Here is a 26,345-nt window from a genome sequence, read left to right as displayed (position 1 = left end):
CTTATTTTGGAAGATCAATACGCAATTGTATTCGGGACAGACAATAAGGTTACCTAGGTTTAAGAAATGAATTTGAGCCATTCTGAAACGATTGAGGCAAAAGGCAATAGGGTTTTGCAAGGGACATAAGCATTGTAATTGTTTGATCTTATCGATATACGTTGCAGTATAAGTAGTTTGCATGATCAATCTCGATATTTAATTCTTATTGAATGGTTTTAACCTAGGCGTGAAGGGCGTTTACCATTCACGCAAGGCGCTTTTGAAAGGAAATGTTGTGTTACTGAGGCGGGTGATATGATTTCAGTGTTGACGCAGGTTTATTGCCAATTTGATACCAGTCAATATGACGAGTAATAAACATCACCACTGTGAGGACAATAAAGGAAATAATTGAACCCATTAAGAAAGTCTTACCTGAAGATTGCAACAACATATACATAATGGCGTATAAGCTACTCAAGATGATGCCAAATAAAGCAGCTGCTTTAACGCCTTTCATTACAAAGTATAAATACCACGTCATTAAGCCAATACAAGCAATCGCCGCAACGATATATGCCCATGCAAAGTCATAATATTCACTGATCGAAAGAAGTAGAACAAAGAATATGCCTTGTGCCATAGCAACTAAAGAATATTGAATTGGGTGAATTCGTAAGCTTTTCAGCACTTCAAATAAGAAGAAACAACCAAAGGTGATGATAATAATCACAATGCCGTATTTAATCGCACGATCTGTTTGGGTATAGACATTCACTGACTCTAAAAACTCAGTCGATAAGCCAATTTTTTCATGCCCAGCTATTTCATACTCAGTAGAATTTGCAGTTTGAACGTAGTTGCCTTGAGCGAATTGGCGAGTACATTCATTGCTTTCACAATACATGAATTTATTTAGGTTTTGATGACCTAAAGCTATATTTTTCCATTGCGCATTGAATTGTTGTTGAGTGCTGGTTTTTGCATAAGGGAGGTTTTGACCATCGTATTTGATATCTGCCCAATTGCCTTTAGCTTGATAGCTCACACTACGACTGGTTGGAATAAGCGTAAACCTATTTAAACCTGTCAAATTTGCCGTTAAATCAAAGTGAAAGCCATTTTGAATCGCATTGATCAATTCAGGATATTTCTTTGCTGAAATATTCATAAAATCAAAACCTGAGCCATCACTGCCTTGCGAGCTCACTTCAAAAGCATAGTTTTTATTGAGTATTTTAAGTGTAGGTTGCTGATCTAAACCACGTGGGTCATGGACTGGGAAAATAATTTCAGCACGATCCCAAAGATAGGTTTTATTTTCTAATAGAGGTTTTTGGAAGATTCCTTTCGCTGTTAAATTGGCTTGATAACTAATTGCGCGATAAATCGTGCGTTTGTAAGTATCATCTGAAACATTAAAGTTTGATGTCCATTGAGTACTGTCAGCACCGATATACATCCAGTTTTCTTCTGTACATGCATAGGATTTCTTCTGTTCATCCAAACAGGTTTTCTGCTCTTGATACGGAACTTGTATATAGGGCGAAATAATGGTTTGTGGGCTAATATGATTTTGTGAGATTTCTTTGAGGAATGCTTGTTGGTAGTCTTGGCGTTCTGACACAAGGCTGGTAATGAAAAATAAGCCGATCCAGAAAATAGCGACCAATATAACAATCGCAATGATTTTAAGGCTAAGGAAATGAGAGCGCATAATGATTCCTGATGATTTGTTTTTTTCAGGATTGAGTATGTGAAAGTGAGATGGTTTTTGTTTGAATTGGCCTTGATCTTTATGTGAAGTTTAGGTGAAGCTTTACGAATTTATTTGAGTCGTTCCTAGTAGCATTTTATTAAGAAATTTATAGAACTTCGTTAAGGTAAAACAATACTGACCAATACGCCTTGCTGATGCGGTTGAATAATAGCAATGTTATTTTCCTGAATATTTTGAATTTGAATTTGCCCATGATGTTGTTCAATCACTTGTTTGACAATGCTTAAACCAATACCTGAACTGCGTTGTTGGGTAATAGGACGGGGTAATGAAAAATAAGTATCAAAGACTTGTGAGAGGGCGTATTCAGGTATCCATTCACCTTCATTAAAAATCTGTAATTGAATGCTTTGGTGAGCTTGACGATGCAATTGAATCAGGATTTTCGAAGATTCTGCCGAGAAATCTAGAGCATTATCCAAAATATTGGCAATGGTTTGTTGTAACCAAAAACGATCTGCATGAATCATACAGTTCGCTTCGATATCCAATAAACATTGAATTTTTTTACTTTGTAATTGGCTTGCTTGTTGATCTAAAACCTGTTGTATCAGCTTAGATAAGTTAAAATTTTGAAGTTCGATTTGATGTTTGGATTTTTCTAAACGTGTAAGCAATAACATGCGATCAATCAAAAGTTTTAAACGTTGGCTCTGTGCATGAATGTGCTGTGCAAATTGTTGTTGATCATTTAAAGGCAAATCTTCTTTGAGTAACTCGGCACTGGCTTGAATCGCCGTGAGTGGGCCTTTTAATTCATGGGTTAAAGTATTGACATAATGTTCTACATAGGCACGATCTTCGAGTTTTTCACGCATATTTTCAACAGCTTGAGCCACTTGATTCAGTTCTTTGGCTGAACGGAAATAAGGCGTTTGATTCACTGGAGCAAGCGCTTGAGCGTATTTTCGAACACGGTCAATACTGTGTTTAAGCCAATAAGCGACCAAACTGGCAAGGAAAAGACTGAGTAGGGTAATCCATGCAGCTTGGCGCAGTAATTGATCTTCTGCACGTTGAATATAAGGTTGTACAGAGCTATTCGGTTTACCAATACTCACCACACCAATCAATTTTTGTTGCTGATTTTGAGCAGTTTGATAATAAATGGGCGCAGCGATAAACATGGTACTGCTATTCGGATCCCCCTCATAACTGCGGGTTGAACGTACGCCGTATTTACCTTGCAGTGTTAGATAAACATCATTCCAACGTGAATAATCCTGTCCAGTGGCGATACCTTGTGAATCATAGATCACGGTGCCTTTTGCATCTGTAATATAGATTTGTTGGTTAATTTCTTTTTTATTGTGCTGCCAAATATTGGCATTGAGTTTACGATTTAGTGCCTTTTGAATTTTTTCATCAAATTGTGCGGTACCGACTTTATTTTCATAGACATCTTCTGCCACTAACATGGCGATAATATTGGCATTTTCAGCGAGTGTGTCTTCAACCACTTGGCGAACATTGGGCTTCACTTGTTGGTTAAAGGTGTAGGACATAAACCACAACCCAAGCAAGATAATTAAGCCAAAGAAAAACCAAATACGGATAAAAATCGACATGGTGCTATCACATCCGTTTTAGACTATAACCAAAACCACGATGTGTTGTGATTGGGTCATGTTCAGCTGAAATGTGTTTGAGCTTTTGTCTTAAACTTTTGATATGGGTATCGACAGTACGTTCTAAGCTGTGTTCAGGATGCTCCCAAATATGATCCATCAATTGTTGACGGCTAAAAACTTGTTCAGGATGATCGATTAACAATTTTAATAAGCGGTATTCATAACGAGTGAGTTGTAAGGCACTGCCTTGATAATGAATTTGCAGTGATTCATCAATACATTGCCATGTTTTCGCAATTATTGTTTGTGTCTCAATCGTGCTTTGAGCAGGTTGTAATTGGCTTTGTATGTCCATTCTGCGCCAAATGGCTTTAATACGAGACACGATTTCACGCGAGCTAAAAGGCTTGGTACAGTAATCATCTGCACCAATTTCCAGTCCTACGATTCGGTCAATTTCATCATCTCGTGCAGTTAAAAATAGTAGTGGGGTATGGTTAAACTGACGAATTTTTTTACAGACATCAAAACCGTTTATATCGGGTAAACCTACATCTAAGATAATAAAATCAAAAGTTTGCTGTTGAACAAAGGCAATGGCTTGAGAGCCAGTATTTGCCCAAGTCACTTGCCATTCTTCACGTTCGAGTGCATAGCGTAAGGGCATGAGAATTGCGGCATCATCTTCAACACAGAGAATCTGTTTTTTATTATTCATTGGTCTTTGAATATTGTTAAATCATTTTGAGTGTACTGAATTTCTTTTTTTTAGACGAATGAATTTTAAGTGAAATTGAAATGAACTTTGTAATGATGTGAGAAGTATTGAATGTGTTTTGAGGCAGGTATTTTACCCATGATAAATATCAGAGATGTCCTGTAATCTTCGGATTTGATCGTCACACCAATCACAGGACGTATGCTAAAAGTAAAGGTAAGTTTTAGCATCTCAGCGGTTACATGGATAAATGCAGCGCGTCATTAGATTACTCTAAAAACACAGTTTGTGAATGCTAAATTGCATTATTTTTGTTCTTTTGGTTAAAAAGTGACTGATTGAGCATTCAGTCAGACCATAAAGAGAGCTGGGGTAAAGGCTCTTGAGTCGAAAGTGCATAGACCCCAACACCGATAAGACGAAATTGTTGATCCGGTGTGATTTGCATTTCTTTGAGTAAGATATCTAAGGTCATTTGCAGTTCAGTTTGATGCTTTAATGGCATTTTGAAGCTTTTACTGTGCTGTAGGGTTTGAAAGTTTTTCAGTTTCATTTTGACGGTGACACCGCGGGCATACAGTTGCTTTTTCTCTAAGCTTTGCCAGACTTGCGCAATCAACTTGGGCCAAAATGGGAGACATTGTTCAATGGTTAAGTCATCATCAAAAGTGGTTTCTTTTGAAATTTGCTGACGTTCTCGTTCCGCTTGTACAGGACGCTCATCAATCCCTTGTGCATATAGATAGAGCTGTTTGCCATATTTGCCAAAATGATGAATCAGGATATTTTCATCCACATGCTGTAAATCACCTAAAGTTTCAAGTTTGAGCGCATGTAATTTTTCTTGCATGACTTTACCCACTCCGGGGATTTTTTTAAGCGGCAAGTGCTGAATAAACTGCTGAACTTGTGAGGGTTTAATCACGCAGATACCATTGGGTTTATTCCAGTCCGAAGCAACTTTGGCTAGAAACTTATTCGGTGCAACACCCGCAGAGGCGGTCAGTCCTGTACTCTGAAAAATATCAGCACGGATGCGTTCAGCAACTTCTGTGGCGCTGGCCAGTTGTTGTAAATTTTCCGTCACATCTAAATAAGCTTCATCTAAGGAAAGCGGTTCAATGAGTGTGGTATAACGCTGAAAAATTGTATGAATTTGCTCTGAGACCGCACGATATTTAGAGAAATTAGGTTCAATCACTACCACTTGAGGACAGCGTTTTTTGGCTTGAGTCATCGACATGGCCGAGCGGAGTCCGTAGTTACGTGCAGGGTAGGATGCGGCAGCAATGACGGCACGAGGATGGTGTGAAGAAATCACCACAGGTAAATGCTTTAAGTCGGGACGATCAAGTAACTCCACCGAGGCATAGAAGGCATCCATGTCGATGTGAATGATTTTTCGCATGCTGAATTTTAATATTGAAACCTAAACCAGTATTGCACTATTCAGATCGATTGCGTAGTCCTGTATGTGGCATAAGCGACAGAGTTTGACTTGGTGTTTTTTGTATTTGAACTTCAATGATGAGCTTGGAACTGCTTACTTGATTGGTAAGTTTTGTGGCAGTTGATAAAGTCCTTGGCGCTCTAAAAAGCTGATCCAATCTTGTTCTGAACCCTGAAATACATTGAGATCCACCAAGGTTGGTATGCCTTTAATTTGACCTTGGCTGGTGTGTTGCCAAAAGATCCATTTCGGATTGCCTTTGAGCTCAGGCTGGCCTTGATATTCACGAATCCAAAGGGGAGTTTGTTTAAATTCATCGACTAAAACAATATTATAAAATGCTTTAGAAGTATAAAAAATGGGTTGCAAACCATAGTGTTGATACAGTTGGTCGTGCATGACCTGAATTTCTTTGAGTAGCTGTTCTCTGGTGTAGGTGTTGATACAGGTGCTGTCATATTCCAAATCAATCACAGGCGGCAAACTATCGGTTTTCTTCGGTACAGTTTCGATAAAGTTCTGGGCCTGAATCTGGCCATCACGGCATAAACGATAAAAATGATAGGCTCCGACCAAAAAGCCTTGTTCACGGGCTTTGAGCCAATTGTCCTGAAATTTACGGTCTTTGAAATCGCCCCCTTCAGTGGCTTTTAAATAGACGAATTTAAACTCTTGGGGAGAAATAGATTGCCATTGGATGTCGCCCTGATGATGAGACACATCAAAGCCTTTTACTGGATACTCTTGGGCAGATGCGACATTGTTCTGTAAGAAAAAATAGGTGATCCCCAGTCCGACACATAGCATCACTACACAGGCAAGTATGTAATAGGGATATGAGGTTTTTGACGGCGTGGAAACTTTTTTTCTTGCGGACATGCTTTTGCAGGTATTGGTTTTTAGCTCATCATCATAGCTCGAATTTGCGGAACTGACCATGATGATTATGGTTAGTGAATGGCAGCACTTTGTATCTGTTATGAATCCACGGTATCTTTGGGGATGTGCCAGAAGATGGCTGCGGTAATCAGGTTAATACAGCCCAATACAATTAAAGTGTTATGGAATGCCATGACGATGTGATCTGTACCCAAATATGCGGTAAAGACATTGACTAAAGTACCTGCCAAAGCCACGCCAATACTCATCGATACCATCATGATCATCGACAAGAAACTGTTGCCACTGCTGGCATCTTGTTGCGGTAAATCTTTCAGCGTGAGGGTATTCATAGACACAAATTGCAGGGAGTTCAGCATACCAAAAACAAAGAAATGCAGCGCGCGCAGCCAAGTTGGGGTGTCTGCGGTATTGAGGGCAAAACTGGCGATACATGCACCGACCAACAAGGTGTTAACCAAAAGCACGTGGCGATAACCAAAGCGCTGAATCAAGTGACGAATGATGGGTTTAGACGCCAGTGAACCCAGCACGGTCGGAATCATTAAGAGTCCGGTCACAAAGGGTTCAAAGCCGAAAGCCACTTGGAGCATGAGTGGCATTAAAAAGGGCATGGCATTGCCACCGAGGCGAGCAAAGAAGTTACCTAAAATACCCACGGCATAAATGCGGTTACGAAACAGTTTACTGCGAAATAGCGCATTTTGATGTGTATGTGCATGATAGGCATACCAAAGCGCAGTCGCCAAGCTCAGTACAATCAGCCCAATACTCCACCATAAAGTCAGGTGCGGACTGGCAAAATTTTCAATCCCTAAAGATAGTCCTGCCATGGCGATCACCAACAGGATAAAACCCCAAAAGTCAAAACGAGGCACATTCTGCTCGGTGACATTCGGCATGGCTTCAAAACTAATCAGGACCCCTAACAGTCCCATGGGGAGGTTAATCAGGAAAATCCAATGCCATGTACTGACTTCGACCAACCAGCCCCCGAGTGTTGGCCCGATCAGTGGACCAATTAGTCCCGCGAGACTCATCAAACTCATGGCCGATAAGAATTGCGTCCGCGGAATGACCTTGAGCATGGCTAAACGGCCAACAGGGAGTAATAATGCACCACCCACACCTTGTAGTACGCGATAGAACAATAACTCATTTAAGCTTTCAGAAAAGCCACAGCCCAGTGAGGCAAGGGTAAAAATGATAATGGCACTGAAATAGGTATTGCGCACTCCAAAACGGTCGGCGAGCCAGCCACTCAAGGGAATACAGGCAGCAACGGCAAGCACATAGGCCACCACCACGCTATGCATTTGGAGCGGATCTTCATTCAAACTGGCTGCCATAGCGGGTAGAGCGGTATTCACAATGGTGGTATCTAAGCCTTGCATAAAAAAGCCAATCGAAACCAAAAGTACCAAAAGACGGTACTCAGGAGCGAGTGCTTGATGGGTCGGCGTTTGGTTCATAGATACAACAAAGTGAAATTTTTAAACAGTTTAGCTTAATTTAAGTTGGACTGTTGTTGCGAATGTGCATTTATCACATGCCATCAAATTGACATCTCTACGTCATGTGTTTGCAACGCGTACGTCATACATTGGTCAAATTTGAACCGATATTTAGATCATGATGAATAAAACTTATAGTGCCGTTTTTTTAGCATGCATGGGGTTGGGCTTAGCAGGATGCAATGACAGTGATGATGCGCAAACCATCACATCACCGCCTGTGCTAGAGGAAGCCACGCCGAATAGTATTGAACTGGTTCATGTTGCAAGTTATGAGTCGGGGATATTTGGACAAAGTGCAGCTGAAATCCCTGCCTATGATGCTGCGAGTAAGCGTCTGTTCGTGGTGAATGCACAAAAAGGCATGGTCGATGTTTTAGATTTCTCCCAACCAGCGCAGCCGACATATATCCAATCTTTGGATGCCAAAACTTATTTAGCCAATTCCGAAGTGAATAGTGTCGCGGTGCATAATGGCATCGTGGCACTGGCGGTTCAGGCTGAGGATAAAACCCAAACGGGTATTGTGGCTTTCTTTAAAGCACAGGATCTCTCTTTTATCAGCCAAGTCAACGTGGGGGCTTTGCCAGATATGTTGACCTTCACGCCTGATGGTCGAAAAGTACTGGTAGCGAATGAAGCGGAACCGAATGAAGGGTATCAAGTCGATCCCGAAGGTTCGGTCAGTATTATTGATATTTCAGATATTCAAAAACCAACAGCAACCATTGCGGGCTTCCAAGCATGGAATGACCGTAAACAAGACTTATTAGATGCAGGCATTCATATTTTTGGCCCAGACATCAGTCAATACCCAAATGTAGCGACCGCAGGTATTCAAACGACCACAGTTGCACAAGACCTAGAGCCTGAGTACATCGCAGTCAGTGCTGATGGTAAAAAAGCATGGGTCAGTTTGCAGGAAAACAATGCCATTGGGGTTTTAGACTTAGAAAAAAATCAATTTGTTGATCTTTTCCCGATGGGCTACAAGGACCATAGTTTGCCTGAAAATGCCTTGGATGGAAGTGACCGTGACTGTGCTATTGGTCATGACTCTTTGGGACGTAGTATTACAGAATGTGCAAAAGATGCAGGCATGATTAATATTCGCTCTTGGCCGGGGCTATATGGCATGTATATGCCCGATGCCATTGCACAATATCAAGCCAATGGCAAAACCTATTTGGTCACGGCCAATGAGGGGGATGCCCGTGAATGGCTAAGGGATGAAGCCAAATACTTTGAAGGCGGGGACTTAAATGCTGGTTATGCTGAAGAGATACGCATTAAACATTTGTTTAAAAAAGCAGGTTTTGATGCCAAAGGCGATTATGCCGCGCATTTACGTCAGCTTGCACCGGGCGTAAAAGGGGCGAAATTAAACCCAGAGGTGTTTAAACCTTGTCAAACGGCTGACGCAACAGAAGTCTGCACGGATAATTTAATTAAAGATTCACAAATTGGACGTTTGACCATTAGTTGGACGCAAGGTTATCAAAAGGATCCACTAACAGGGCTACCGAAGCTAGATGAAAATGGTCGTCTGACTTATGACAAATTATACGCCTATGGTGGTCGTTCGGTGAGTATTGTCGACCCTGAAACCAAGCAGATTGTATGGGACTCTGGGAGTGAGTTTGAGCGAAAAATTGCAGAGTTGTTTCCACATCAATTTAATAGCAATCATGAAGCATTTAAATTTGATGACCGTAGTGATAATAAAGGCCCTGAACCTGAAGGCGTGACATTGGGTAAAATTGGTGAAAAGACCTTTGCTTTTATTGGACTTGAGCGTGCCAGTGGCATCATGGTGTATGACATTAGCAACCCGAATCAGGCTAAATTTGTTCAGTATCTGAACCATCGCAATACCAATGAAATAGAAGTCACGAAGCAAGGTGACTTAGGCCCAGAAGGTTTGATTTTCATCGCGGCGAAGAATTCACCCAATGGTCGCCCGCTGTTGGTGGTGGGAAATGAAGTCAGTGGTAGTACAGCGGTTTATGAAGTCAAACTCAATTAAAAAACTGAGTTTTGAATTTGAGAAAAGAGCACTACGGTGCTCTTTTTTTATGGCGCTACAAAAAATATATGACAAGGATGTCATGAAAATGAAATAAAACCGTCATAATCTTTGGCAAACGTCCAAGGGCACTGTCTTGGAATAAATTATTCAAAAGGTTGGTTTTATGACAATCGAAATTTTGATGGTGATAGGCTTCTGTTTAGCCGCTTATTCTATCGTCGGAAATGATGTGCCACAGACATTAGGTACGTTTATTTCATCCAATGCACACCGTCCATGGTGGGTGCTTTGGCTCTTTATCAGCAGCATTTTGGTGGTGGTGTTGATTTATGGTTGGTATGCATCCGGTGTGGGTGATGCATCATATGGCCGTTTAGAAACGATCCCTTTTCCTGAGGGTGGGGTCACGTGGCTCTATATTGTGCCACCGATTTTACTGTTATTTTTAACCAAATACGGAATTCCCGTCAGTACCACTTTCTTGGTTTTAACCATTTTCTCGCCTGCAAGTTTAGGCTCGATGATGGTGAAATCGATGATGGGCTATGCGGTGGCCTTTGTGGTTGCGATTATTGTCTATCGTTTTGTGATGCGCCAAGTCGCGAAGTATTTTGCGAAAACCCGTAATCAAGAACCGTCGCATATTTGGATTGGGCTACAGTGGGTCTCTACGGCTTTTCTGTGGAGTCAGTGGCTGATTCAAGATTTGGCCAATATATTTGTCTATGTACCCCGTCAAGTGCCGTTTTCATTTTTACTGTTTGCCATCACGGTCTTTGTGGTGTTGTTGGCAGTGATTTTGTACCAACGTGGTGGTGCAATTCAGAAGATTGTTGATACCAAAACAGGTGTCACCGATATTCGTGCAGCGACTATTATTGACTTTATGTATGCCCTGATTTTGTTGGTCTTCAAAGAGTGGAGCAATATTCCAATGAGTACCACATGGGTATTCTTAGGTTTACTTGCAGGTCGTGAGTTTGCAATGTCGATGATTTTTGATGAAGTAAACAAACATCGCACTTCGCGTAACGTCAGTAAAGATGCGATGAAATTGATGTTTGGTTTAGCCATGTCCGTGATTTTGGCGACCACACTGCCGTGGTTCTATAACTTTGTCACCCATTATGGGCAATAAACGCACATGTTAAAAAAGCGAGCTCTAGGCTCGCTTTTTTATGGCATTAAGAACAGGGTTTAAATGGCAAAGTGTGCTGGACTGCCGAGGTTGGCAATGGCTGAATAAATCTGTTCAGCGTGGTTGCATACAATTACTTTTGCGCGGTGCTGTGGCGGTAGAAAACCCTCTTCTACTGCATGATCCAACTGTGTAATCAGTGCGTCATAGAAGCCATTGACGTTATAAATCATCATCGGTTTTTGGTGTTGGTTCAGTTGTCCCCAGGTTGCCACTTCTAAAATTTCTTCAAAAGTGCCTAAACCACCGGGTAGTGCGACAAAGGCGCTTGCACGTTCGGCCATTAAGGCTTTGCGCTCATGCATGGTTTGTACAACATGTAATTCGGTCAGTTGGTGATGCGCAATTTCATAATCCAGCATAAATTCTGGAATGACGCCGACTGCTTCACCGCCGTGGCTAATCATGGCATCGGCCACTTGTCCCATGAGGCCAATGCTGGCCCCCCCATAAACCAGACCAAAACCCTGTTTAGCTAAACCTTGTGCCAGTGCAATCGCTTTTTCTTGATAAATCGGTTTATTGCCTGAACGAGAACCGCAGTAAAGTGCGATCAGAGGTTGAGTGGTTTGAACATTTACTTCAGTGTTGAGAGAGGATATTTTTAATTCACTATTCATGGCGTATGTTTTTACCTTTTGCTTTATCTACTTTTTCTCTCTTAGTTTAAGCAAGAAATGTGACGGCAAGCTGTATTTAATCTAACAATCGGGTAATAATTTGTTAAATCTTTTAAAACAGTGCGCTTTTGAAAAAAAGATGAATTTCATGTAGATCTTGCCTATACTTATTCCCTGTTTTACAACACAAGAACGAACATGGGTAGTGGTAGTTGTCGCTCAAGACATCTTCAGTTTTCCGAAAAAAAATTACAGCCATTGGTGCTGAATCCTCCTTTTCATCCGCTTAAGTTGCGTTATGCACCATATATTTCCCCTCGACAGGAGCAGATCACATGATATTTGAATGGATGTCTGATCCTTCTGCGTGGGTGGGGTTACTCACCTTAGTGGTGCTGGAAATTGTGCTGGGGATTGATAACTTGGTTTTTATTGCGATTTTGGCGGAGAAACTTCCACCAGAACAACGTAATACGGCCCGTGTTGTTGGTTTGATCCTTGCGCTCTTAATGCGTTTGGTGCTGTTGGCCTCAATTGCTTGGGTGGTGACACTGACCGAGCCGCTGTTCCATATCTTCGATCATCCTTTCTCAGGACGGGATTTGATTCTTCTGTTTGGTGGGGTGTTCTTACTGTTTAAAGGCACCATGGAACTGCATGAACGTATTGACGCCAAAGTGGTTCAGAAAGAAGAAAGTCCAGCCAATGCTGTGTTTTGGATGGTGATCGTTCAGATTGTGGTATTGGATGCTGTGTTTTCCTTAGACTCGGTGATTACCGCAGTCGGTATGGTTAAACACCTGTCTGTGATGATGATTGCGGTGGTTATCGCCGTGGGCATTATGCTGTGGGCATCGAAAGCCTTGATGGAATTCGTCAACAAACATCCGACAGTGGTGATTTTGTGTCTCGGCTTCCTCATGATGATCGGTTTCTCATTGATTGTAGAAGGCTTTGGTTTCCATATTCCAAAAGGCTACTTATATGCCGCGATTGGTTTCTCGGTGATTGTTGAATTCATCAACCAAACCATGCGCCGTAATCAAGAGAAAATGGTCACCACCACAGATCTCCGCTATAAAACTGCGTCTGCGGTGCTGCGAATGTTGGGCGGTAAAAATAATGATCATGCCTCTGAGCCTGAAGATGTACTGGCAACTCGCGCCTATGCGGATGAAGTATTTGATCCTGAAAATGGGGTCTATCATAGTGTCTTGGTGCAAGGGGTGCTGGGTTTGTCCGAGCGTCCTGTGAAGTCCGTGATGACCCCACGTCCAGAGTTGGAGTGGATTGATTTAGAGGATGAAGAAGCCTCAATCAAGTCACAACTACTCAGTATTACGCATTCACGTTTAATCGTGGCACGGGGCGAGTTAGACAACATCGCTGGTGTGGTACTGACCCATAAAGTTTTGAATGAATATATTGAAACGGGTGTACTCGATTTTGATAAACATTTACGTGAACCTGTGATTGTGCATGAAAATGCGCAAGTCCTGATGGTGATGGAACAATTGCGTCAAGCACCGTTGCAAATGGCTTTGGTCTTGAACGAATACGGCTCGATTGAAGGGATTGCCACACCGATTGACGTATTAGAGGCGATTGCAGGGGAGTTCCCTGATGAAGATGCTGAAGACAATGTGGCTGAAAGTTTAGAAGATGGCAGTTTGATGCTCGATGGCTCAACCGATATTCGCCATGTGTCGTTATTGTTGGATCGTGATTTGGTCGATGAGTCCGATCAGTACTCAACCTTGTCAGGCTATATCCTCTTTCATTTAGGTCGTTTACCTGAAAATGGCTCTAGCCTTGAAGCAGATGGTTGTATTTTTGAAGTGGTGACGATGGATGGGCACAAAATTGAAAAAGTGCATGTGATTCCAAAGTCAGATCTGCACAAGGAATCATCTTAAAACAAACCGTAATCTGGTTTGAATAGATTAAAATAGCTCGCAATGTCGAGCTATTTTTTATGGAAAAATCATGAGTAATGTTGAGTGTCCGTGTGGACAGGGTGAATATAAGCAATGCTGTCAGCCATTGCACTTGGGACAAAGCCGTGCGCAGAGTGCTACTCAACTTATGCGCTCACGTTATAGTGCTTTTGCCAAACAGCAAATTGATTACATTGTGAAAACCACAGCGTTGGGGCAGCAACAGGCTCTAGATGTTGCAGCAATTGCTGAGTGGAGTCGAAGCAACCAATGGTTGAAGTTAGACGTCGTGCAGGCCATTGAAAAACTCGATAAAAACCATGCCATGGTCGAGTTCAAGGCCCATTATCATGATGGCACATCGCCACAGATACATCATGAAATTTCACATTTTGTGAAACATGCCGAGGCATGGTATTTTTTAGATCCAACCACTGAAATGCAAATCACCATGAAACAAGCGTGCATCTGCGGTTCAGGGAAAAAATTTAAACAATGTTGTGCACAATTTTTATAATTTTAAGCAAATTTGGCTTAGAATAGCGCGCATCAATTAGCCTATATGGAATCCAGGCGATGTTACTCACTATTATTTATATTATAGCGATCACAGCAGAGGCAATGACAGGTGCACTGTCGGCGGGTCGGCGTAGTATGGATTGGTTTGGTGTGGTGATTATTGCCTGTGTCACAGCACTGGGTGGCGGTTCTGTCCGCGATGTGTTATTGGGACATTATCCGCTGACTTGGGTCAAGCATCCTGAATATTTGATGCTGACCTGTTTTGCCGCTTTTATGACGATTTTGATTGCCAAGTGGATGCGTCATTTACGTAATATCTTCTTGGTGCTCGATGCTTTGGGCCTGATCGGTTTTACCATCATCGGCTGTCAAATTGCCTTAGAAATGGGTCATGGTTTTGTAGTGTCTGCGGTTGCTGGAGTCCTTACAGGAGTATCGGGCGGTATCTTACGTGATATTTTGTGTAATGACGTCCCTTTGGTGTTCCGCCGTGAACTGTATGCCAGTATTTCTTTTGTCGCGGTGATTTTCTATTGGGGCTGCATTCAGCTGGGTTTATCACTTGAGCTGACTGTGATTTCGACTTTGATCTTTGGTTTTAGCTTACGTCTAATCGCGATTTACTTTGGCTTAGAAATGCCAAAATTCATTTATCAAGACGATGATGAGCAATCTGCTTCCTCGAAAGATGCCAGCTAAAATAGCAGTGATTTGACTGCCTTATTTGTATAAAAAAAGCACATAATGATAAAGCCTGTTGAGAAAGCAGCCTGCTATCTTTTCCCGCTTTAGAGGCCGAGCTATGGATTTAGTTTCTCGCATACAACGCTTACCGATCGGTAAATTTCACTACACCTTGTTGTGGGTCATTGGCTTTGGCTGGATGTTCGATGCCATGGACACGGGGCTGATTTCTTTTATTTTGGCAAAAATGGCCGAAGATTGGCACATGAGCCCAACCGAGAAAGGTTGGGTGGTCTCCATTGGCTTTGTCGGAATGGCGATTGGTGCGGTGTGCTCAGGTGGTCTGGCCGATCGTATTGGTCGTAAAACAGTTTTTGCCGCGACCCTAGTGATTTACAGTTTAGCGACGGCAGCCTGTGCCTTTGCCCCGAACTTAACGTGGTTGTTGGTGTTTCGTTTTATTGTGGGTTTAGGCTTAGGTGGACAGTTGCCAGTAGCGGTGACCTTGGTCAGTGAATACATTCCTGCGCAGGTGCGTGGGCGTTTTATCGTGCTGCTAGAAAGTTTTTGGGGCCTAGGTTGGCTTTGCGCTGCATTGGTGGCGTATTTTGTGATTCCAAAATTTGACTGGCATATGGCTTTTTTAATCGGTGGGATTCCTGCACTGTACGCCATTGTGATTTGGTTCAAAGTGCCTGAGTCAATTCCTTATCTCATCAACCGTGGTCGTATTGTGGAAGCGCATGCCTTGGTGCAGCAGATTGAACGTCAATGCGGTGTGGAAGTGATCGAGCATATCGTCGTGAAACCGGTAGCAGAAAAAAAGACCGTGTCTTTTACCCAGCTCTGGTCGGGGGCATTTGCGCGTAGAACCTTGATGTTATGGTTGATTTGGTTTGGTATTGTTTATTCGTATTATGGCATTTTTACATGGTTGCCCAGTTTGCTGGTGAAGCAGGGATATAGCATTGTTCAGTCTTTTGAATATGTCTTGGTGATGATTTTGGCACAGCTGCCAGGCTATGTGGCCGCAGCATGGCTGGTCGAAAAGCTGGGACGCAAAGCAACCTTGGCTGGTTTTATTGGCATGTGTGCAGTTTCCGCGTATTTCTTTGGTCAAGCTGACACTGTGAGCATGATCATGTTCTGGGGCTGCCTGATGTCATTCTTTAACCTCGGTGCATGGGGGGTGTTGTATACCTATACCCCAGAGCAATATCCAACCAATATCCGGGCTTTTGGTTCGGGCTGGGCATCGGCCATTGGTCGTATGGGCGGCATTGTCGCACCGATGGTGGTGACACATATGATGGTACAGAGCAATGGATTTAGTGCGATTTTCATGATGTTTACCGCAGTATTGCTTGCGGTGGCAGCGGTAATTTTGATTTTGGGTGAAGAGACCAAAGGCAAAACATTGGAAGAAATTGGACTGTAATTTAGTCCCTGCTGAAGATTGAGAGTCAGATGTGCTGAGACTCTCAGCCTTCAGTAAACATCAAGATAAAATTTAGAAGATGGATCTGAAAATAACCGATAACAAGATCCAACTCAGCAATAAAAAATTCAATCTGCTCGGCCAAAACGTAGCCTCTCAACGCTGCATTTTGGTAAACGCAGATCTTGCTAATGATGAGACCTTTAAATAATCACTGCTTGATTGATGTGATCTACCCAATTGGTTGTGTCGCATTTTGGGCGAGGATGCCCCGATTTTTTGTCGATCGTATCGATCCAGTTGAGTGGGCTGCAGTTGGTTCATTGTTTTCATTGATGAGCAGAGATGAACACAGCAACTGAACTTCAAAATAATTAGTTGCTCATTTTAAAAAAAATGGATAATTTTACGACACTAGGAACATCTAAAGACGCAATTTGTCGTAGTGGTGTACGCTTTCACTTGTATAGGCAGAGCCCGCGACATAGCATAAGAACTTAAACAAAAAACGATTAATTAGGATGACAGGTTGTTATGACGAACCTTGCGCATCAAGCGACAGAAAACCGTTCCGTAGCAGAATTTACTGAACAAGCATATCTCAATTACGCCATGTACGTGATCATGGATCGTGCCTTACCGCATATCAGCGATGGTTTAAAACCTGTACAACGCCGTATTGTATATGCCATGAGTGAGTTGGGGCTGAAACACAGTGGGAAACCCAAAAAATCTGCGCGTACCGTCGGCGATGTGCTCGGTAAGTATCACCCACATGGTGATTCGGCTTGCTATGAAGCGATGGTGCTGATGGCGCAGCCTTTTAGTTATCGTTATCCGTTTATTGAAGGTCAAGGTAACTGGGGTTCTCCCGATGATCCGAAATCATTCGCGGCGATGCGTTATACCGAAGCCAAATTATCTCAATATAGTGAAGTGCTTTTGTCTGAACTGGGACAGGGGACTTGTGACTGGCAGGACAACTTTGATGGTTCGATGAAAGAGCCTGTGACTTTACCTGCACGTATTCCGAATATATTGTTAAATGGTACCACGGGCATTGCGGTTGGTATGGCTACGGACATTCCACCGCACAACCTGCGTGAAGTCGTGAAAGGCACCATTGCCTTAATTCGCAATCCAAATTTAAGCGATGAAAAAGTTGCAGAATATATTCCTGCACCCGATTTGCCGACCAAAGCAGAAATTATTACGCCACCTGAAGAGCTGTTAAAAATTCAAAGTACAGGGCGTGGTAGTTATCGTATGCGTTCGGTGTATCGCATCGAAAAAAATGAAATCGTGATCACAGACTTGCCTTATCAAGTGTCAGGCTCGAAAGTTATTTCGCAAATTGCAGATCAAATGCAGGCGAAAAAACTGCCTTTGGTGAGCGATGTACGAGATGAATCGGATCATCAAAACCCAACCCGTTTGGTAATCGTACTGCGCTCAAATCGGATTGATGCTGAAGCGGTAATGAGTCATCTTTTTGCCACCACTGACCTTGAGTCGAGTTATCGGGTCAATATGAACATGATTGGCGCGGATGGTCGTCCACAAGTGAAATCGATTCGTCGTATTTTGCTGGAGTGGATTGAAATTCGAAAGGAAACAGTCACCCGTCGTCTGCAATATCACCTGAATAAAATTGAAAAACGCTTACATATTTTGGGCGGTTTGATTATTGCCTATTTAAATATTGATGAAGTGATTCGTATTATTCGTGAAGAAGAACAGCCCAAAGCGGAGTTGATGTCACGTTTTAATATTGATGACATTCAGGCCGAAGCTATTTTAGAACTCAAGTTACGTCATTTGGCTCGACTTGAAGAAATGGAAATGCGCCGTGAGCAAGAAGAGTTAGAAGCCAAAGCTGCACTGATTCGTGAACAGTTGGCTAATCCAGAGTCTTTAAAAGCTTTGATCATCAATGAACTCAAAGATGATGCGAAAAAATACGGCGATGACCGTCGTTCACCAATCGTGCATCGTGCAGAAGCGACGGCGATGAGTGAGCAAGATTTCATGCCTGCTGATCCTGTGACCGTGGTCTTGTCTGAAGCGGGGTGGATTCGCTCAGCCAAAGGTCATGAAGTTGATGCCGAAAACCTGAACTTCCGTGCAGGCGATCAATACCTCAGTCATGCACAAGGTAAATCGAATCAGCGCGTGTATGTGCTGGATGAGTCAGGACGTAGTTATGCACTAGCCATTAATAGCCTACCGTCCGCACGTGGTTTGGGAGAACCGTTGAGTTCAAAATTGTCCCCAGCCAGTGGTATTGGTTTTAAACAAGTCTTTATTGCTGATGATGAAGCCGAAGTCATAGCGCTAAGTAGCAAAGGGTATGGTTTTAAAACACAGGCAAAACAGTTAGATACCAATGCAAAAGCAGGGAAAGCCTTCCTTACTTTACCTGAAAAAGCCACAGTTATGCCGTTAACCAGTGTTGATCAGGCCACCCATTTGGCGTTATTGACCTCAACGGGTCGTTTGTTGATTTTAGAGTTGTCAGAGTTGCCTGTTTTGAATAAAGGTAAAGGTAATAAATTGATACAACTTGAAGAGAAAGATCAAATTGTATTCATGACAAGATTAACGCTAGATGAAATACTGCAAGTCGTTGCAGGACAGCAGCAATTAAAATTGAAGGGTGATGACTTGCAAAAATACATAGGCAAAAGAGCATCAAAAGGGCAGTTATTACCACGTGGTTATCAAAAAGCAAATAAACTGTTAGTTCAGAGATAAAACTAGCATCCATCGATCAAAATACGTTATATATGGTATGTATGCGGGAAATGGATGCAGTATTAAGCAACAGAAGTTAAATAAAGAGCGCTTAATATTGAGAACAATAGTTGAAATTTAAGGATTACTGATAGGAGAATCGGGCGATATGGAAAAAATTTGGTTCGCAGAATACCAAAAAACGGGGATTCCAGAGACTGTAGAATTGCCACCAGAAAACACGTCATTAGTCGATGTTTTTGAACGAAATTTCCAAAAATTTGGCTCTCGTGATGCTTTTATCTTTATGGATAAAGTGCTCACTTTTAATGAGTTAGAAGAAGCAAGCCGTAAATTTGCAACGTATTTACAAAGTTTGGGTCTAGCAAAAGGCTCACGTGTCGCTGTGATGATGCCGAACGTTCTTCAGTATCCTATCGTTGCTTTGGGTGTATTCCGTGCAGGTTTAGTATTGGTTAACGTCAATCCACTGTATACCGCGCGTGAACTTGAACATCAGTTAAATGACTCGGGCTCAGAAGTTTTGGTGATCATTGAAAACTTTGCCTCTGTTTACCAAGCGATTAATGGTAAAACGCCAGTTAAACATGTCGTGATTGCCTCTGTAGGTGACATGTTGGGTGCATTAAAAGGCACACTGGTGAACTTTGTATTACGTTCAGTGCGTAAGCAAATTCCAGCATGGAATATTCCTGGCCATATTCGCTTTAATGCGGCAATGTCGAAAGTTAGTGCGAGTAACTATAAGCGCCCGAACTTAACGTTAAGTGACACAGCAGTGCTTCAGTACACTGGCGGCACTACAGGGGTATCAAAAGGTGCAGAACTGACGCATCGCAACCTTGTGGCGAACATGTTGCAGTGTGACGGTATTTTCCAAAGTAAATTTGGTGCACAAGATGGTCAACCTGATGACCGCATTTTCTGTGCCTTACCGCTATATCATATTTTTGCGTTCATGGTGTGTGCGATGTACGGCATGTACAAAGGCCAAGCCAACGTTTTGATTCCAAACCCGCGTGACTTACCTGCGGTGATGAAAGAATTACGTAAATATCAACCGTCATTCTTCCCAGCAGTGAATACGCTATTCAATGCTTTAGTGAACAATGAAGAGTTTAAGCAACTCGACCACAGCAAATTGAAAATGGCGATGGGCGGTGGTATGGCTGTGCTTCCTTCTACAGCAGAAGCGTGGAAGCGAATTACTGGGACCAACATCATTGAAGGTTACGGCCTATCTGAAACTTCACCTGTGGCAACGGCAAATCCGCCAGCGTCTGAAGAATTCAGTGGCACGATTGGTATTCCATTGCCATTAACTGAAGTTGCAATTTTGGATGATGATGGTAAGGAAGTTGCACTGGGTGAACAGGGTGAGATTTCAATCCGTGGTCCACAAGTGATGCGTGGCTATTGGAACCGTGCAGATGAAACGGCTAAAGTGATGACGAAAGATGGTTTCTTCCGTACGGGTGACATTGGTGTCATGGATTCTCGCGGCTATGTGAAAATTGTAGACCGTAAGAAAGACATGATTTTGGTGTCAGGCTTTAACGTTTACCCTTCAGAAATTGAAGAAGTGGTTTCAAAGCATCCTAAAGTATTGGAAGTCGCTGCCATTGGTGTACCTGATGAAAAATCAGGTGAAGTGCCAAAACTGTTTGTGGTGAAGAAAGATCCATCTTTAACCACAGAAGAAGTATTGGCATTCGCGAAAGAGAACTTAACGGGTTACAAACGTCCGCGTTATGTTGAATTCTTGGATGAGTTACCGAAATCAAACGTAGGTAAAATCCTACGTAAAGATTTACGTAAAACAGCTTAAGTTCAAATAAAAAAAGCGCCATCAGGCGCTTTTTTTTCATGTTCACATTTAATTCTTCATTAACCAGCGGTCGATATAGGGACGGCCAATGCCCAAAATGCCAACAAAGGTCAGCATCGTACCACACTGACGACTGAAGGCTGGGAAAGCAAAACTACCAAAACTCAGGACATTATCGATCAGACAATAGACGGTCACTGCAAGCAACCAAGACCATAGGTTCTGACGTTTAATCCCGACCATCCAAAATGCAATGATCAGCATGACCAGTGTGCCAAGAGTCGAACCAATATTCATATTGGCACAAATGACCGCCAATAAAAATGCAGTAACGGGAAGCACAATCTTTAAAACACGATCCACTTGGCGTTGATGTTGACGCTGAATTTCGAGCACGTCGAACATTTCTTTTTGATCAGGGCTAGCCATGCTGGAGTCTCATCGGGAAATTATAAAAACACTATAATTTAACCAAATTTATCCTCGGAATGCCATGCTATGATAGCCGTCGAAATGATCTTGATGAGAAAAAACCAATGCAAAGCATTAGCGGGATTATTTATCTCATTTTAATTGCTTGTTTACTGCCTTACGTATTTACAATCATTGCTAAAAAAACAGCAGGATTTCGCGCCAAAGATAATCAACATCCGCGTGAATTTCTCGCCAAGACGACTGGTCTGGCAGCACGTGCCAATGCGGCACAGCAAAATAGCTTTGAGAGTTTACCCTTATTTATTGCCGCTATCTTAATGGCTGAATATATGGTGATTCCGCAAGTGGTCACCATGACGTTTGGTATTGCCTATCTTGTCTTTCGTGTGGTGTATGGTATTTGCTATTTGGCCAACTGGTCGACGCTTCGATCGATCGTTTGGCTGTTGTCACTGCTTTGTCCTATTTGTTTATTATTGTTGGTCATTCGACTGACGATGGGCTAAGTGCGAAACATACATATTTTCACCCAGTGGATGTATAATCGCAGAAATATTTTTTTCTCAAAAACCGTTATAATCGATGCGGTTTTTTAAAAGATTTAACTTGTTAAAGAGTGATGTTATGAGCTACAGCAATATCCCTGCGGGTAAAGATGCACCGAACGATATCTACGTGATCATCGAAATTCCTGCAAATGCAGCACCAATCAAATATGAAATTGATAAAGATTCGGATGCGCTTTTTGTAGATCGTTTCATGGGTACAGCAATGTTCTACCCAGCGAACTATGGTTATGTACCAAACACCTTGTCTGAAGATGGTGATCCATTAGATGTACTTGTTGTAACGCCACATCCAGTTGAACCAGGCTCAGTAATTCGTTGCCGTCCTGTGGGTAAATTGAACATGGAAGATGACGGTGGTATCGATGCGAAATTGATCGCAGTTCCACACGACAAGTTAACGCCAATTTATAAAGACGTGAAAGAATATACCGATCTTCCACCTTTACTGATCCAACAAGTTGAACACTTCTTCGCGCACTATAAAGACTTAGAGCCAGGGAAGTGGGTTAAATTAACAGGTTGGGAAGGTTCTGAAGTTGCTAAGCAAGAAGTGCTTAAAGCAATCGAAGCAGCAAAATAATCCTGTCTATGAAGCCTTGATTGAACTGTGTTTGATTGTAGGCTTCAATAAAAAAACCTGCACAATGTGCAGGTTTTTTATTGGGCTTCTATTCTGAGAAATTAGAATAATTTCACAGGAATATCTAACCAGATACGCCATTCATTGGTTGAGCCAATACCTTCGCTGTTATTCACTTTTTGGTTATTGTAGCTGCTACTTGAACGCAAGTACGAGTAGCGTAAGCGTAAGCTAGCATCTTTGAATGCACCCGATTGAACCGTGTATTTCACTTGGTTGAAAAACTCATGTTCTTCAGCTTGATCAATAATTTTAGTTTGGTTGTTGCGCTCTGCAACATCAATATCCCAACCGTAAACAAATGCACTTGTCCAGTTCAAGCCAGGTAAGCCGTGGTTTTTAAAGTTATAGTTGTATTGCAAACCTACTGATTTTTCATCATTACCGTTGAAATCAGATAAGTATGAATTTGGCACATAAATACTTTGTAGACCATCTGCATTGTATGCATAGTCATAACCTGTATTGCCAGCATTATCCTGATAAGCCAGCATTACATTGTGAACATCTTTATTGTAGGTTGCCGAAACTCCCCAAATAGTGTTTTCACGGTCTGCAAGGTTATCTGTAGTATGTGAACCTGTGGCTGCGCCAACTTCCCACTGTGTGTTATAAGCGACAGCATCTAAGGTTACATTTGCATCGTTCGGTACAGCAAAGTTGTAATTTGCATTGGCATAGTGGCGTTCCAATTTATCTTTAACGTCTACCCCATAATAAGAGGCATTAACTTGGTCGTTAAACTTGTATTTTGCGCCCCAGAAAATAGCACTGTCCAAATTTTGTTGGTCTGAGCTGATATCATTAGACCATTGGTTTTTAGTAAATTTACCGCCAATTAAGGTCAAGTCTTTAATTTCATTACTTTCAATATAAAGACCAGTGTAGTACTCAGGGGTTAAACGAGCAGTATTGCTTGCAATTACTGGAATTTCAGATACTTGTGTACCATATTTAGCTGTGGTATTCGATACACGTGCTTTTACATAAGCGCCGCCACGTGCCCAATGATCATAGGCATCTTTAGTTCCATCGGCATTATCTTGACTATGAGTTGGGATCATTTGGTTACCAGTATGCCCATTTTTACCGAGTTTAAATGAAGCATCCCCAATAATCCCTGCACCAAAACCAATTACACCTTTAGTAAAGCCTGAATCTAAATTGACAATTGCTGTTTGGGCAGCAGAACTGGTGTCATTAGTGAGACCATCTTTTTTATCACGATGTAAAAAACCTGTACGGAATAAAACCGAACCGTTTGCGTCTTCTACAAAGCCTTTAGATTCACTTTGTTCGCTAGCAAAAGCTGTTGATATAAGTGCAGTTTGTACTAAAACTGCTAATGTTAATTTTTTTGTGTTTTGCATTGGGGAGCGAACCTTATACAAATTGGATGGAAAGAGAACAGCAATTGTATAAGTAATCGCTGAAAAATTGTCATTTTTATTTAACATATTCAACTAAAGTAATGCATTTTTTTGTAAGCGATATGTTTGAAATATTTTAATTTTAGTTAAAATATTTGGCTTGCTAGAATAAGTCTTTATAAACATTGAATTATTTTTCTCTTCTTAATTCTGTTTTTTGCTATGTATTGCAGAATATAATATATAGACTGTGAGGTCATTTTAGCTTATGAATCAAAGTGTTCAGTCATTTCTAATCTTTTGGAATCAGCTCAAAATCACCCATAGCCAGATTGGCAAACGATGAATTACACAGCAGTTACCTAGGAAAAATTGACCTATTGTTAAAAAATAGCTTTAAAATTTATGGGTATGGAATCAGTAAATGATTCATGTCTAAAGAAATTTCGAGAACTTAAATGCATAAGAATTCACATAAAATTGCACTATTTTTAATTTTTTCCACTGGCAGTATGTTGGTCAACGCAAGTGAGCCACAGCAACAAAGTTCAGAAGGTGGACTCAGTGGAAGCCTTGCTGTGCTCAGTCAGTATATTTATCGTGGGGGTATTGAAAATGATCAGCCTACCCTACAAGCAGGGCTTGAATATGAACATGCATCTGGTCTATATGCTGGTTATTGGGCTTCAACACTGAATTATGATGCAGCGGATATCAGTAAAGATCACGGTGTTGAGCATGATTTTTATATGGGGTATGCAGGCGCACTCAGTCCAGATTTAAGCTACCGCTCGCATATTGTGACTTATTTATATAATGATGGCGGCTCGGTCTATAGTGAGGATCGCACAGAACGCCGAAGTACAACTGGAGCGGAATTTGTAAATAGTCTGAGCTATAAAGACTTTGATGTAGGCGTCACGGTGGCTTTAGTGGATGTGAGCTATGCCAACGCGGGCGATACTTATTTAAGCCTTGCACATCATTATGCTCTTCCACAACACTTTCAATTCAATAGTTCAATTGGTGCATCGATTTATCGTCAGCATGATGATGCCATACTCACTACAGAGAAGAACTTTACTGTTAATGAAGTTCGCTTAGGCCTGAGTAGGCCCTTTGCAGAGACAGGGATCGAGATGTCTGCGGATTATATTTATGGTGTGCATAATCGTATGGGCGAGGATTTAGAGGACCATCTGGTGCTGGGTTTAACTTACAACTTTTAAATGTTGTAGATATGAAAAGTGCATCCAGATCGGTTGGGGATGCACTTTTTTTATGCACTTAAAAACGTACCTTCCAAAGATGAGTCTCAAAATAGCGCATATTGTAAACAATTATGTTTGCTTGATGGGCTTGGCTTCAATTCACCGCGAAGAGGTTTAACGATCAAGTTGAGTGCGAGCTAAATTTTTTATATTTTAAATAATTTTAATAAAAACAATTATTTATAATGATTTTGTAAAAGGTGTATCTGATGTTGAATTGAATGTGGCATAGCTATTGCTACTACCTACATGAGTTTATCGAAATAACCAAAAGACGTCGGATACGATGTGGGGGAATCAAACCATGAAATTTGCACTTAAGGCATTATCTTTAGCTGTGGTAGCTGCAGCTTCTACATTCACTTATGCAGATGAAGCAACGTCCGTTCATTCTGTGTCAGGGAATATTGGGGTTTTTTCTAGTTATAACTTACGTGGTATTACCAATACGCCTGAAAATGAAGATGCGACTATTCAAGGTGGTTTAGATTACAGCCACGCATCTGGTTTTTATGCAGGTTGGTGGGGTTCTACACTGGGTTATTCATTGGTTGAAGAAGGCCGTGATGCCTTTGAAAACAATTTCTACGCGGGCTATAACGGCTCAATTAATGATGATCTCGGCTATACTATTGGTACGACTTATTATTATTACTATGAAACAGATAATTCAGATACCAACGGTTTTGAAACTTTGCTTGGCTTAAGCTACAAAGACTTTGGCGTCACTGTACAGACTTTACTGGAAGATACCACTTGGAGTAACGCGGGTGATACTTATATTAAGGCAACTTATAGTTATCCATTGCCGAATGATTTCAGCTTAGATACGGCATTGGGCTTATATGCTTATCAAGACTCTGGCGATTATGAAGAAGCATTAGGGACGACGGAGAGTTTTGGTTTCCGTCATTTTGATGTGGGCGTGAGCAAACCTTTAGCTGAAACAGGTTTAACCGCAAGTATGAATTACACCTTGGGTGGTTATGACCGTGCGGACGTAAAACAAAAGAACAAAGTTGTCTTCGGTTTGAAGTATGAGTTCTAAGCTGTACGCTGCTTAAATATAAAAAAGCCCACTCCAATCGAGTGGGCTTTTTTTATCGGCGATGGGATTTCGCTCTAACTTGTCAGT

The 26,345-nt window shown here is 41.8% G+C and carries 21 protein-coding genes; 12 read left to right on the top strand and 9 right to left on the bottom strand.

The window, feature by feature from the left end; genetic code table 11:
• Positions 1-280: 280 nt before the first annotated feature.
• The 6 genes from creD to mdtD all read right to left on the bottom strand — a co-directional run bounded on the left by creD (position 281) and on the right by mdtD (position 7,873).
• Positions 281-1,699: a cell envelope integrity protein CreD gene (gene creD, locus MF4642_RS08765; RefSeq protein WP_078425957.1), complete on the bottom strand. Its 1,419-nt coding sequence runs from the start codon at positions 1,697-1,699 to the stop codon at positions 281-283.
• A gap of 161 nt (positions 1,700-1,860) precedes the next feature.
• The gene (creC, locus tag MF4642_RS08760) at positions 1,861-3,330 is read right to left on the bottom strand and encodes a two-component system sensor histidine kinase CreC (RefSeq protein WP_078425956.1); all 1,470 of its coding nucleotides are present in this window, start codon (positions 3,328-3,330) and stop codon (positions 1,861-1,863) included.
• A 7-nt stretch (positions 3,331-3,337) separates the two neighbouring features.
• Complete coding sequence (creB, locus tag MF4642_RS08755; RefSeq protein WP_078425955.1) at positions 3,338-4,051, bottom strand: two-component system response regulator CreB; 714 nt, start codon at positions 4,049-4,051, stop codon at positions 3,338-3,340.
• A 346-nt stretch (positions 4,052-4,397) separates the two neighbouring features.
• A complete protein-coding gene (gene dinB, locus MF4642_RS08750) occupies positions 4,398-5,459 on the bottom strand; it encodes a DNA polymerase IV (protein WP_078425954.1) in 1,062 nt (353 codons plus the stop codon).
• Positions 5,460-5,594: 135 nt separating this feature from the next.
• Positions 5,595-6,380 (bottom strand): GH25 family lysozyme, encoded by a 786-nt coding sequence (locus MF4642_RS08745; protein WP_411692111.1) that lies wholly within the window; start codon positions 6,378-6,380, stop codon positions 5,595-5,597.
• Between the two features lie 98 nt (positions 6,381-6,478).
• On the bottom strand, positions 6,479-7,873 hold the full coding sequence (mdtD, locus tag MF4642_RS08740; protein WP_078425953.1) for a multidrug transporter subunit MdtD: 1,395 nt from the start codon (positions 7,871-7,873) through the stop codon (positions 6,479-6,481).
• A gap of 160 nt (positions 7,874-8,033) precedes the next feature.
• Between mdtD and MF4642_RS08735 the strand changes: the two genes are divergently transcribed.
• On the top strand, positions 8,034-9,941 hold the full coding sequence (locus tag MF4642_RS08735; RefSeq protein ID WP_078425952.1) for a choice-of-anchor I family protein: 1,908 nt from the start codon (positions 8,034-8,036) through the stop codon (positions 9,939-9,941).
• A gap of 166 nt (positions 9,942-10,107) precedes the next feature.
• Complete coding sequence (locus MF4642_RS08730; RefSeq protein ID WP_004978518.1) at positions 10,108-11,082, top strand: hypothetical protein; 975 nt, start codon at positions 10,108-10,110, stop codon at positions 11,080-11,082.
• 59 nt (positions 11,083-11,141) lie between these two features.
• Here MF4642_RS08730 and MF4642_RS08725 read toward each other — a convergent pair whose 3' ends face one another.
• The gene (locus tag MF4642_RS08725) at positions 11,142-11,762 is read right to left on the bottom strand and encodes a TIGR00730 family Rossman fold protein (protein WP_004692887.1); all 621 of its coding nucleotides are present in this window, start codon (positions 11,760-11,762) and stop codon (positions 11,142-11,144) included.
• A 335-nt stretch (positions 11,763-12,097) separates the two neighbouring features.
• Here MF4642_RS08725 and MF4642_RS08720 point away from each other — a divergent pair, with 335 nt between their 5' ends.
• From MF4642_RS08720 to MF4642_RS08695, 6 genes are all read left to right on the top strand, one after another.
• Positions 12,098-13,678 carry a TerC family protein gene (locus MF4642_RS08720; RefSeq protein WP_078425951.1) on the top strand — a complete coding sequence of 527 codons (1,581 nt, stop codon included), beginning with the start codon at positions 12,098-12,100 and terminating at the stop codon, positions 13,676-13,678.
• Between the two features lie 70 nt (positions 13,679-13,748).
• Entirely contained in the window at positions 13,749-14,216 is a 468-nt protein-coding gene (locus MF4642_RS08715) for a YchJ family protein (protein WP_078425950.1), read from the top strand.
• A 59-nt stretch (positions 14,217-14,275) separates the two neighbouring features.
• Positions 14,276-14,920 (top strand): trimeric intracellular cation channel family protein, encoded by a 645-nt coding sequence (locus tag MF4642_RS08710; RefSeq protein WP_004692884.1) that lies wholly within the window; start codon positions 14,276-14,278, stop codon positions 14,918-14,920.
• Between the two features lie 103 nt (positions 14,921-15,023).
• On the top strand, positions 15,024-16,343 hold the full coding sequence (locus MF4642_RS08705; RefSeq protein ID WP_078425949.1) for an MFS transporter: 1,320 nt from the start codon (positions 15,024-15,026) through the stop codon (positions 16,341-16,343).
• A gap of 534 nt (positions 16,344-16,877) precedes the next feature.
• Complete coding sequence (gene parC / locus MF4642_RS08700) at positions 16,878-19,097, top strand: DNA topoisomerase IV subunit A (protein ID WP_078425948.1); 2,220 nt, start codon at positions 16,878-16,880, stop codon at positions 19,095-19,097.
• Between the two features lie 148 nt (positions 19,098-19,245).
• A complete protein-coding gene (locus MF4642_RS08695; protein WP_078425947.1) occupies positions 19,246-20,925 on the top strand; it encodes an AMP-binding protein in 1,680 nt (559 codons plus the stop codon).
• A 48-nt stretch (positions 20,926-20,973) separates the two neighbouring features.
• On the opposite strand, the gene MF4642_RS08690 is transcribed toward MF4642_RS08695, so the two are convergent.
• On the bottom strand, positions 20,974-21,354 hold the full coding sequence (locus tag MF4642_RS08690; protein ID WP_005401008.1) for a hypothetical protein: 381 nt from the start codon (positions 21,352-21,354) through the stop codon (positions 20,974-20,976).
• Between the two features lie 107 nt (positions 21,355-21,461).
• Here MF4642_RS08690 and MF4642_RS08685 point away from each other — a divergent pair, with 107 nt between their 5' ends.
• A complete protein-coding gene (locus MF4642_RS08685) occupies positions 21,462-21,866 on the top strand; it encodes an MAPEG family protein (protein ID WP_005401007.1) in 405 nt (134 codons plus the stop codon).
• A gap of 118 nt (positions 21,867-21,984) precedes the next feature.
• Complete coding sequence (gene ppa, locus MF4642_RS08680; protein ID WP_004692877.1) at positions 21,985-22,509, top strand: inorganic diphosphatase; 525 nt, start codon at positions 21,985-21,987, stop codon at positions 22,507-22,509.
• A 101-nt stretch (positions 22,510-22,610) separates the two neighbouring features.
• Here ppa and MF4642_RS08675 read toward each other — a convergent pair whose 3' ends face one another.
• Entirely contained in the window at positions 22,611-23,939 is a 1,329-nt protein-coding gene (locus tag MF4642_RS08675) for an OprD family outer membrane porin (protein ID WP_078425964.1), read from the bottom strand.
• A 458-nt stretch (positions 23,940-24,397) separates the two neighbouring features.
• On the opposite strand from MF4642_RS08675, the gene MF4642_RS08670 reads away from it, so the two are divergent.
• A complete protein-coding gene (locus MF4642_RS08670; protein WP_004692874.1) occupies positions 24,398-25,168 on the top strand; it encodes a TorF family putative porin in 771 nt (256 codons plus the stop codon).
• Positions 25,169-25,514: 346 nt separating this feature from the next.
• Entirely contained in the window at positions 25,515-26,258 is a 744-nt protein-coding gene (locus MF4642_RS08665; RefSeq protein ID WP_004692873.1) for a TorF family putative porin, read from the top strand.
• Positions 26,259-26,345: the final 87 nt, after the last annotated feature.

Source organism: Acinetobacter sp. MF4642 (genome assembly GCF_002018925.1).
Classification (GTDB): Bacteria; Pseudomonadota; Gammaproteobacteria; order Pseudomonadales; family Moraxellaceae; genus Acinetobacter; species Acinetobacter johnsonii.
This window is presented reverse-complemented; position numbering and strand designations above follow the sequence as displayed.

What these genes read in the sequence shown, in the direction of transcription:
- MF4642_RS08690 (WP_005401008.1), bottom strand. Translation starts at nt 21,354, where the DNA reads ATGGCTAGCCCTGATCAAAAAGAAATGTTCGACGTGCTCGAAATTCAG.
- MF4642_RS08715 (WP_078425950.1), top strand. Translation starts at nt 13,749, where the DNA reads ATGAGTAATGTTGAGTGTCCGTGTGGACAGGGTGAATATAAGCAATGC.
- MF4642_RS08720 (WP_078425951.1), top strand. Translation starts at nt 12,098, where the DNA reads ATGATATTTGAATGGATGTCTGATCCTTCTGCGTGGGTGGGGTTACTC.
- MF4642_RS08695 (WP_078425947.1), top strand. Translation starts at nt 19,246, where the DNA reads ATGGAAAAAATTTGGTTCGCAGAATACCAAAAAACGGGGATTCCAGAG.
- MF4642_RS08705 (WP_078425949.1), top strand. Translation starts at nt 15,024, where the DNA reads ATGGATTTAGTTTCTCGCATACAACGCTTACCGATCGGTAAATTTCAC.
- creB (WP_078425955.1), bottom strand. Translation starts at nt 4,051, where the DNA reads ATGAATAATAAAAAACAGATTCTCTGTGTTGAAGATGATGCCGCAATT.
- MF4642_RS08665 (WP_004692873.1), top strand. Translation starts at nt 25,515, where the DNA reads ATGAAATTTGCACTTAAGGCATTATCTTTAGCTGTGGTAGCTGCAGCT.
- MF4642_RS08735 (WP_078425952.1), top strand. Translation starts at nt 8,034, where the DNA reads ATGATGAATAAAACTTATAGTGCCGTTTTTTTAGCATGCATGGGGTTG.
- parC (WP_078425948.1), top strand. Translation starts at nt 16,878, where the DNA reads ATGACGAACCTTGCGCATCAAGCGACAGAAAACCGTTCCGTAGCAGAA.
- creD (WP_078425957.1), bottom strand. Translation starts at nt 1,699, where the DNA reads ATGCGCTCTCATTTCCTTAGCCTTAAAATCATTGCGATTGTTATATTG.
- dinB (WP_078425954.1), bottom strand. Translation starts at nt 5,459, where the DNA reads ATGCGAAAAATCATTCACATCGACATGGATGCCTTCTATGCCTCGGTG.
- MF4642_RS08675 (WP_078425964.1), bottom strand. Translation starts at nt 23,939, where the DNA reads ATGCAAAACACAAAAAAATTAACATTAGCAGTTTTAGTACAAACTGCA.
- MF4642_RS08730 (WP_004978518.1), top strand. Translation starts at nt 10,108, where the DNA reads ATGACAATCGAAATTTTGATGGTGATAGGCTTCTGTTTAGCCGCTTAT.
- MF4642_RS08710 (WP_004692884.1), top strand. Translation starts at nt 14,276, where the DNA reads ATGTTACTCACTATTATTTATATTATAGCGATCACAGCAGAGGCAATG.
- ppa (WP_004692877.1), top strand. Translation starts at nt 21,985, where the DNA reads ATGAGCTACAGCAATATCCCTGCGGGTAAAGATGCACCGAACGATATC.
- MF4642_RS08725 (WP_004692887.1), bottom strand. Translation starts at nt 11,762, where the DNA reads ATGAATAGTGAATTAAAAATATCCTCTCTCAACACTGAAGTAAATGTT.
- mdtD (WP_078425953.1), bottom strand. Translation starts at nt 7,873, where the DNA reads ATGAACCAAACGCCGACCCATCAAGCACTCGCTCCTGAGTACCGTCTT.
- MF4642_RS08670 (WP_004692874.1), top strand. Translation starts at nt 24,398, where the DNA reads ATGCATAAGAATTCACATAAAATTGCACTATTTTTAATTTTTTCCACT.
- creC (WP_078425956.1), bottom strand. Translation starts at nt 3,330, where the DNA reads ATGTCGATTTTTATCCGTATTTGGTTTTTCTTTGGCTTAATTATCTTG.
- MF4642_RS08685 (WP_005401007.1), top strand. Translation starts at nt 21,462, where the DNA reads ATGCAAAGCATTAGCGGGATTATTTATCTCATTTTAATTGCTTGTTTA.
- MF4642_RS08745 (WP_411692111.1), bottom strand. Translation starts at nt 6,380, where the DNA reads ATGTCCGCAAGAAAAAAAGTTTCCACGCCGTCAAAAACCTCATATCCC.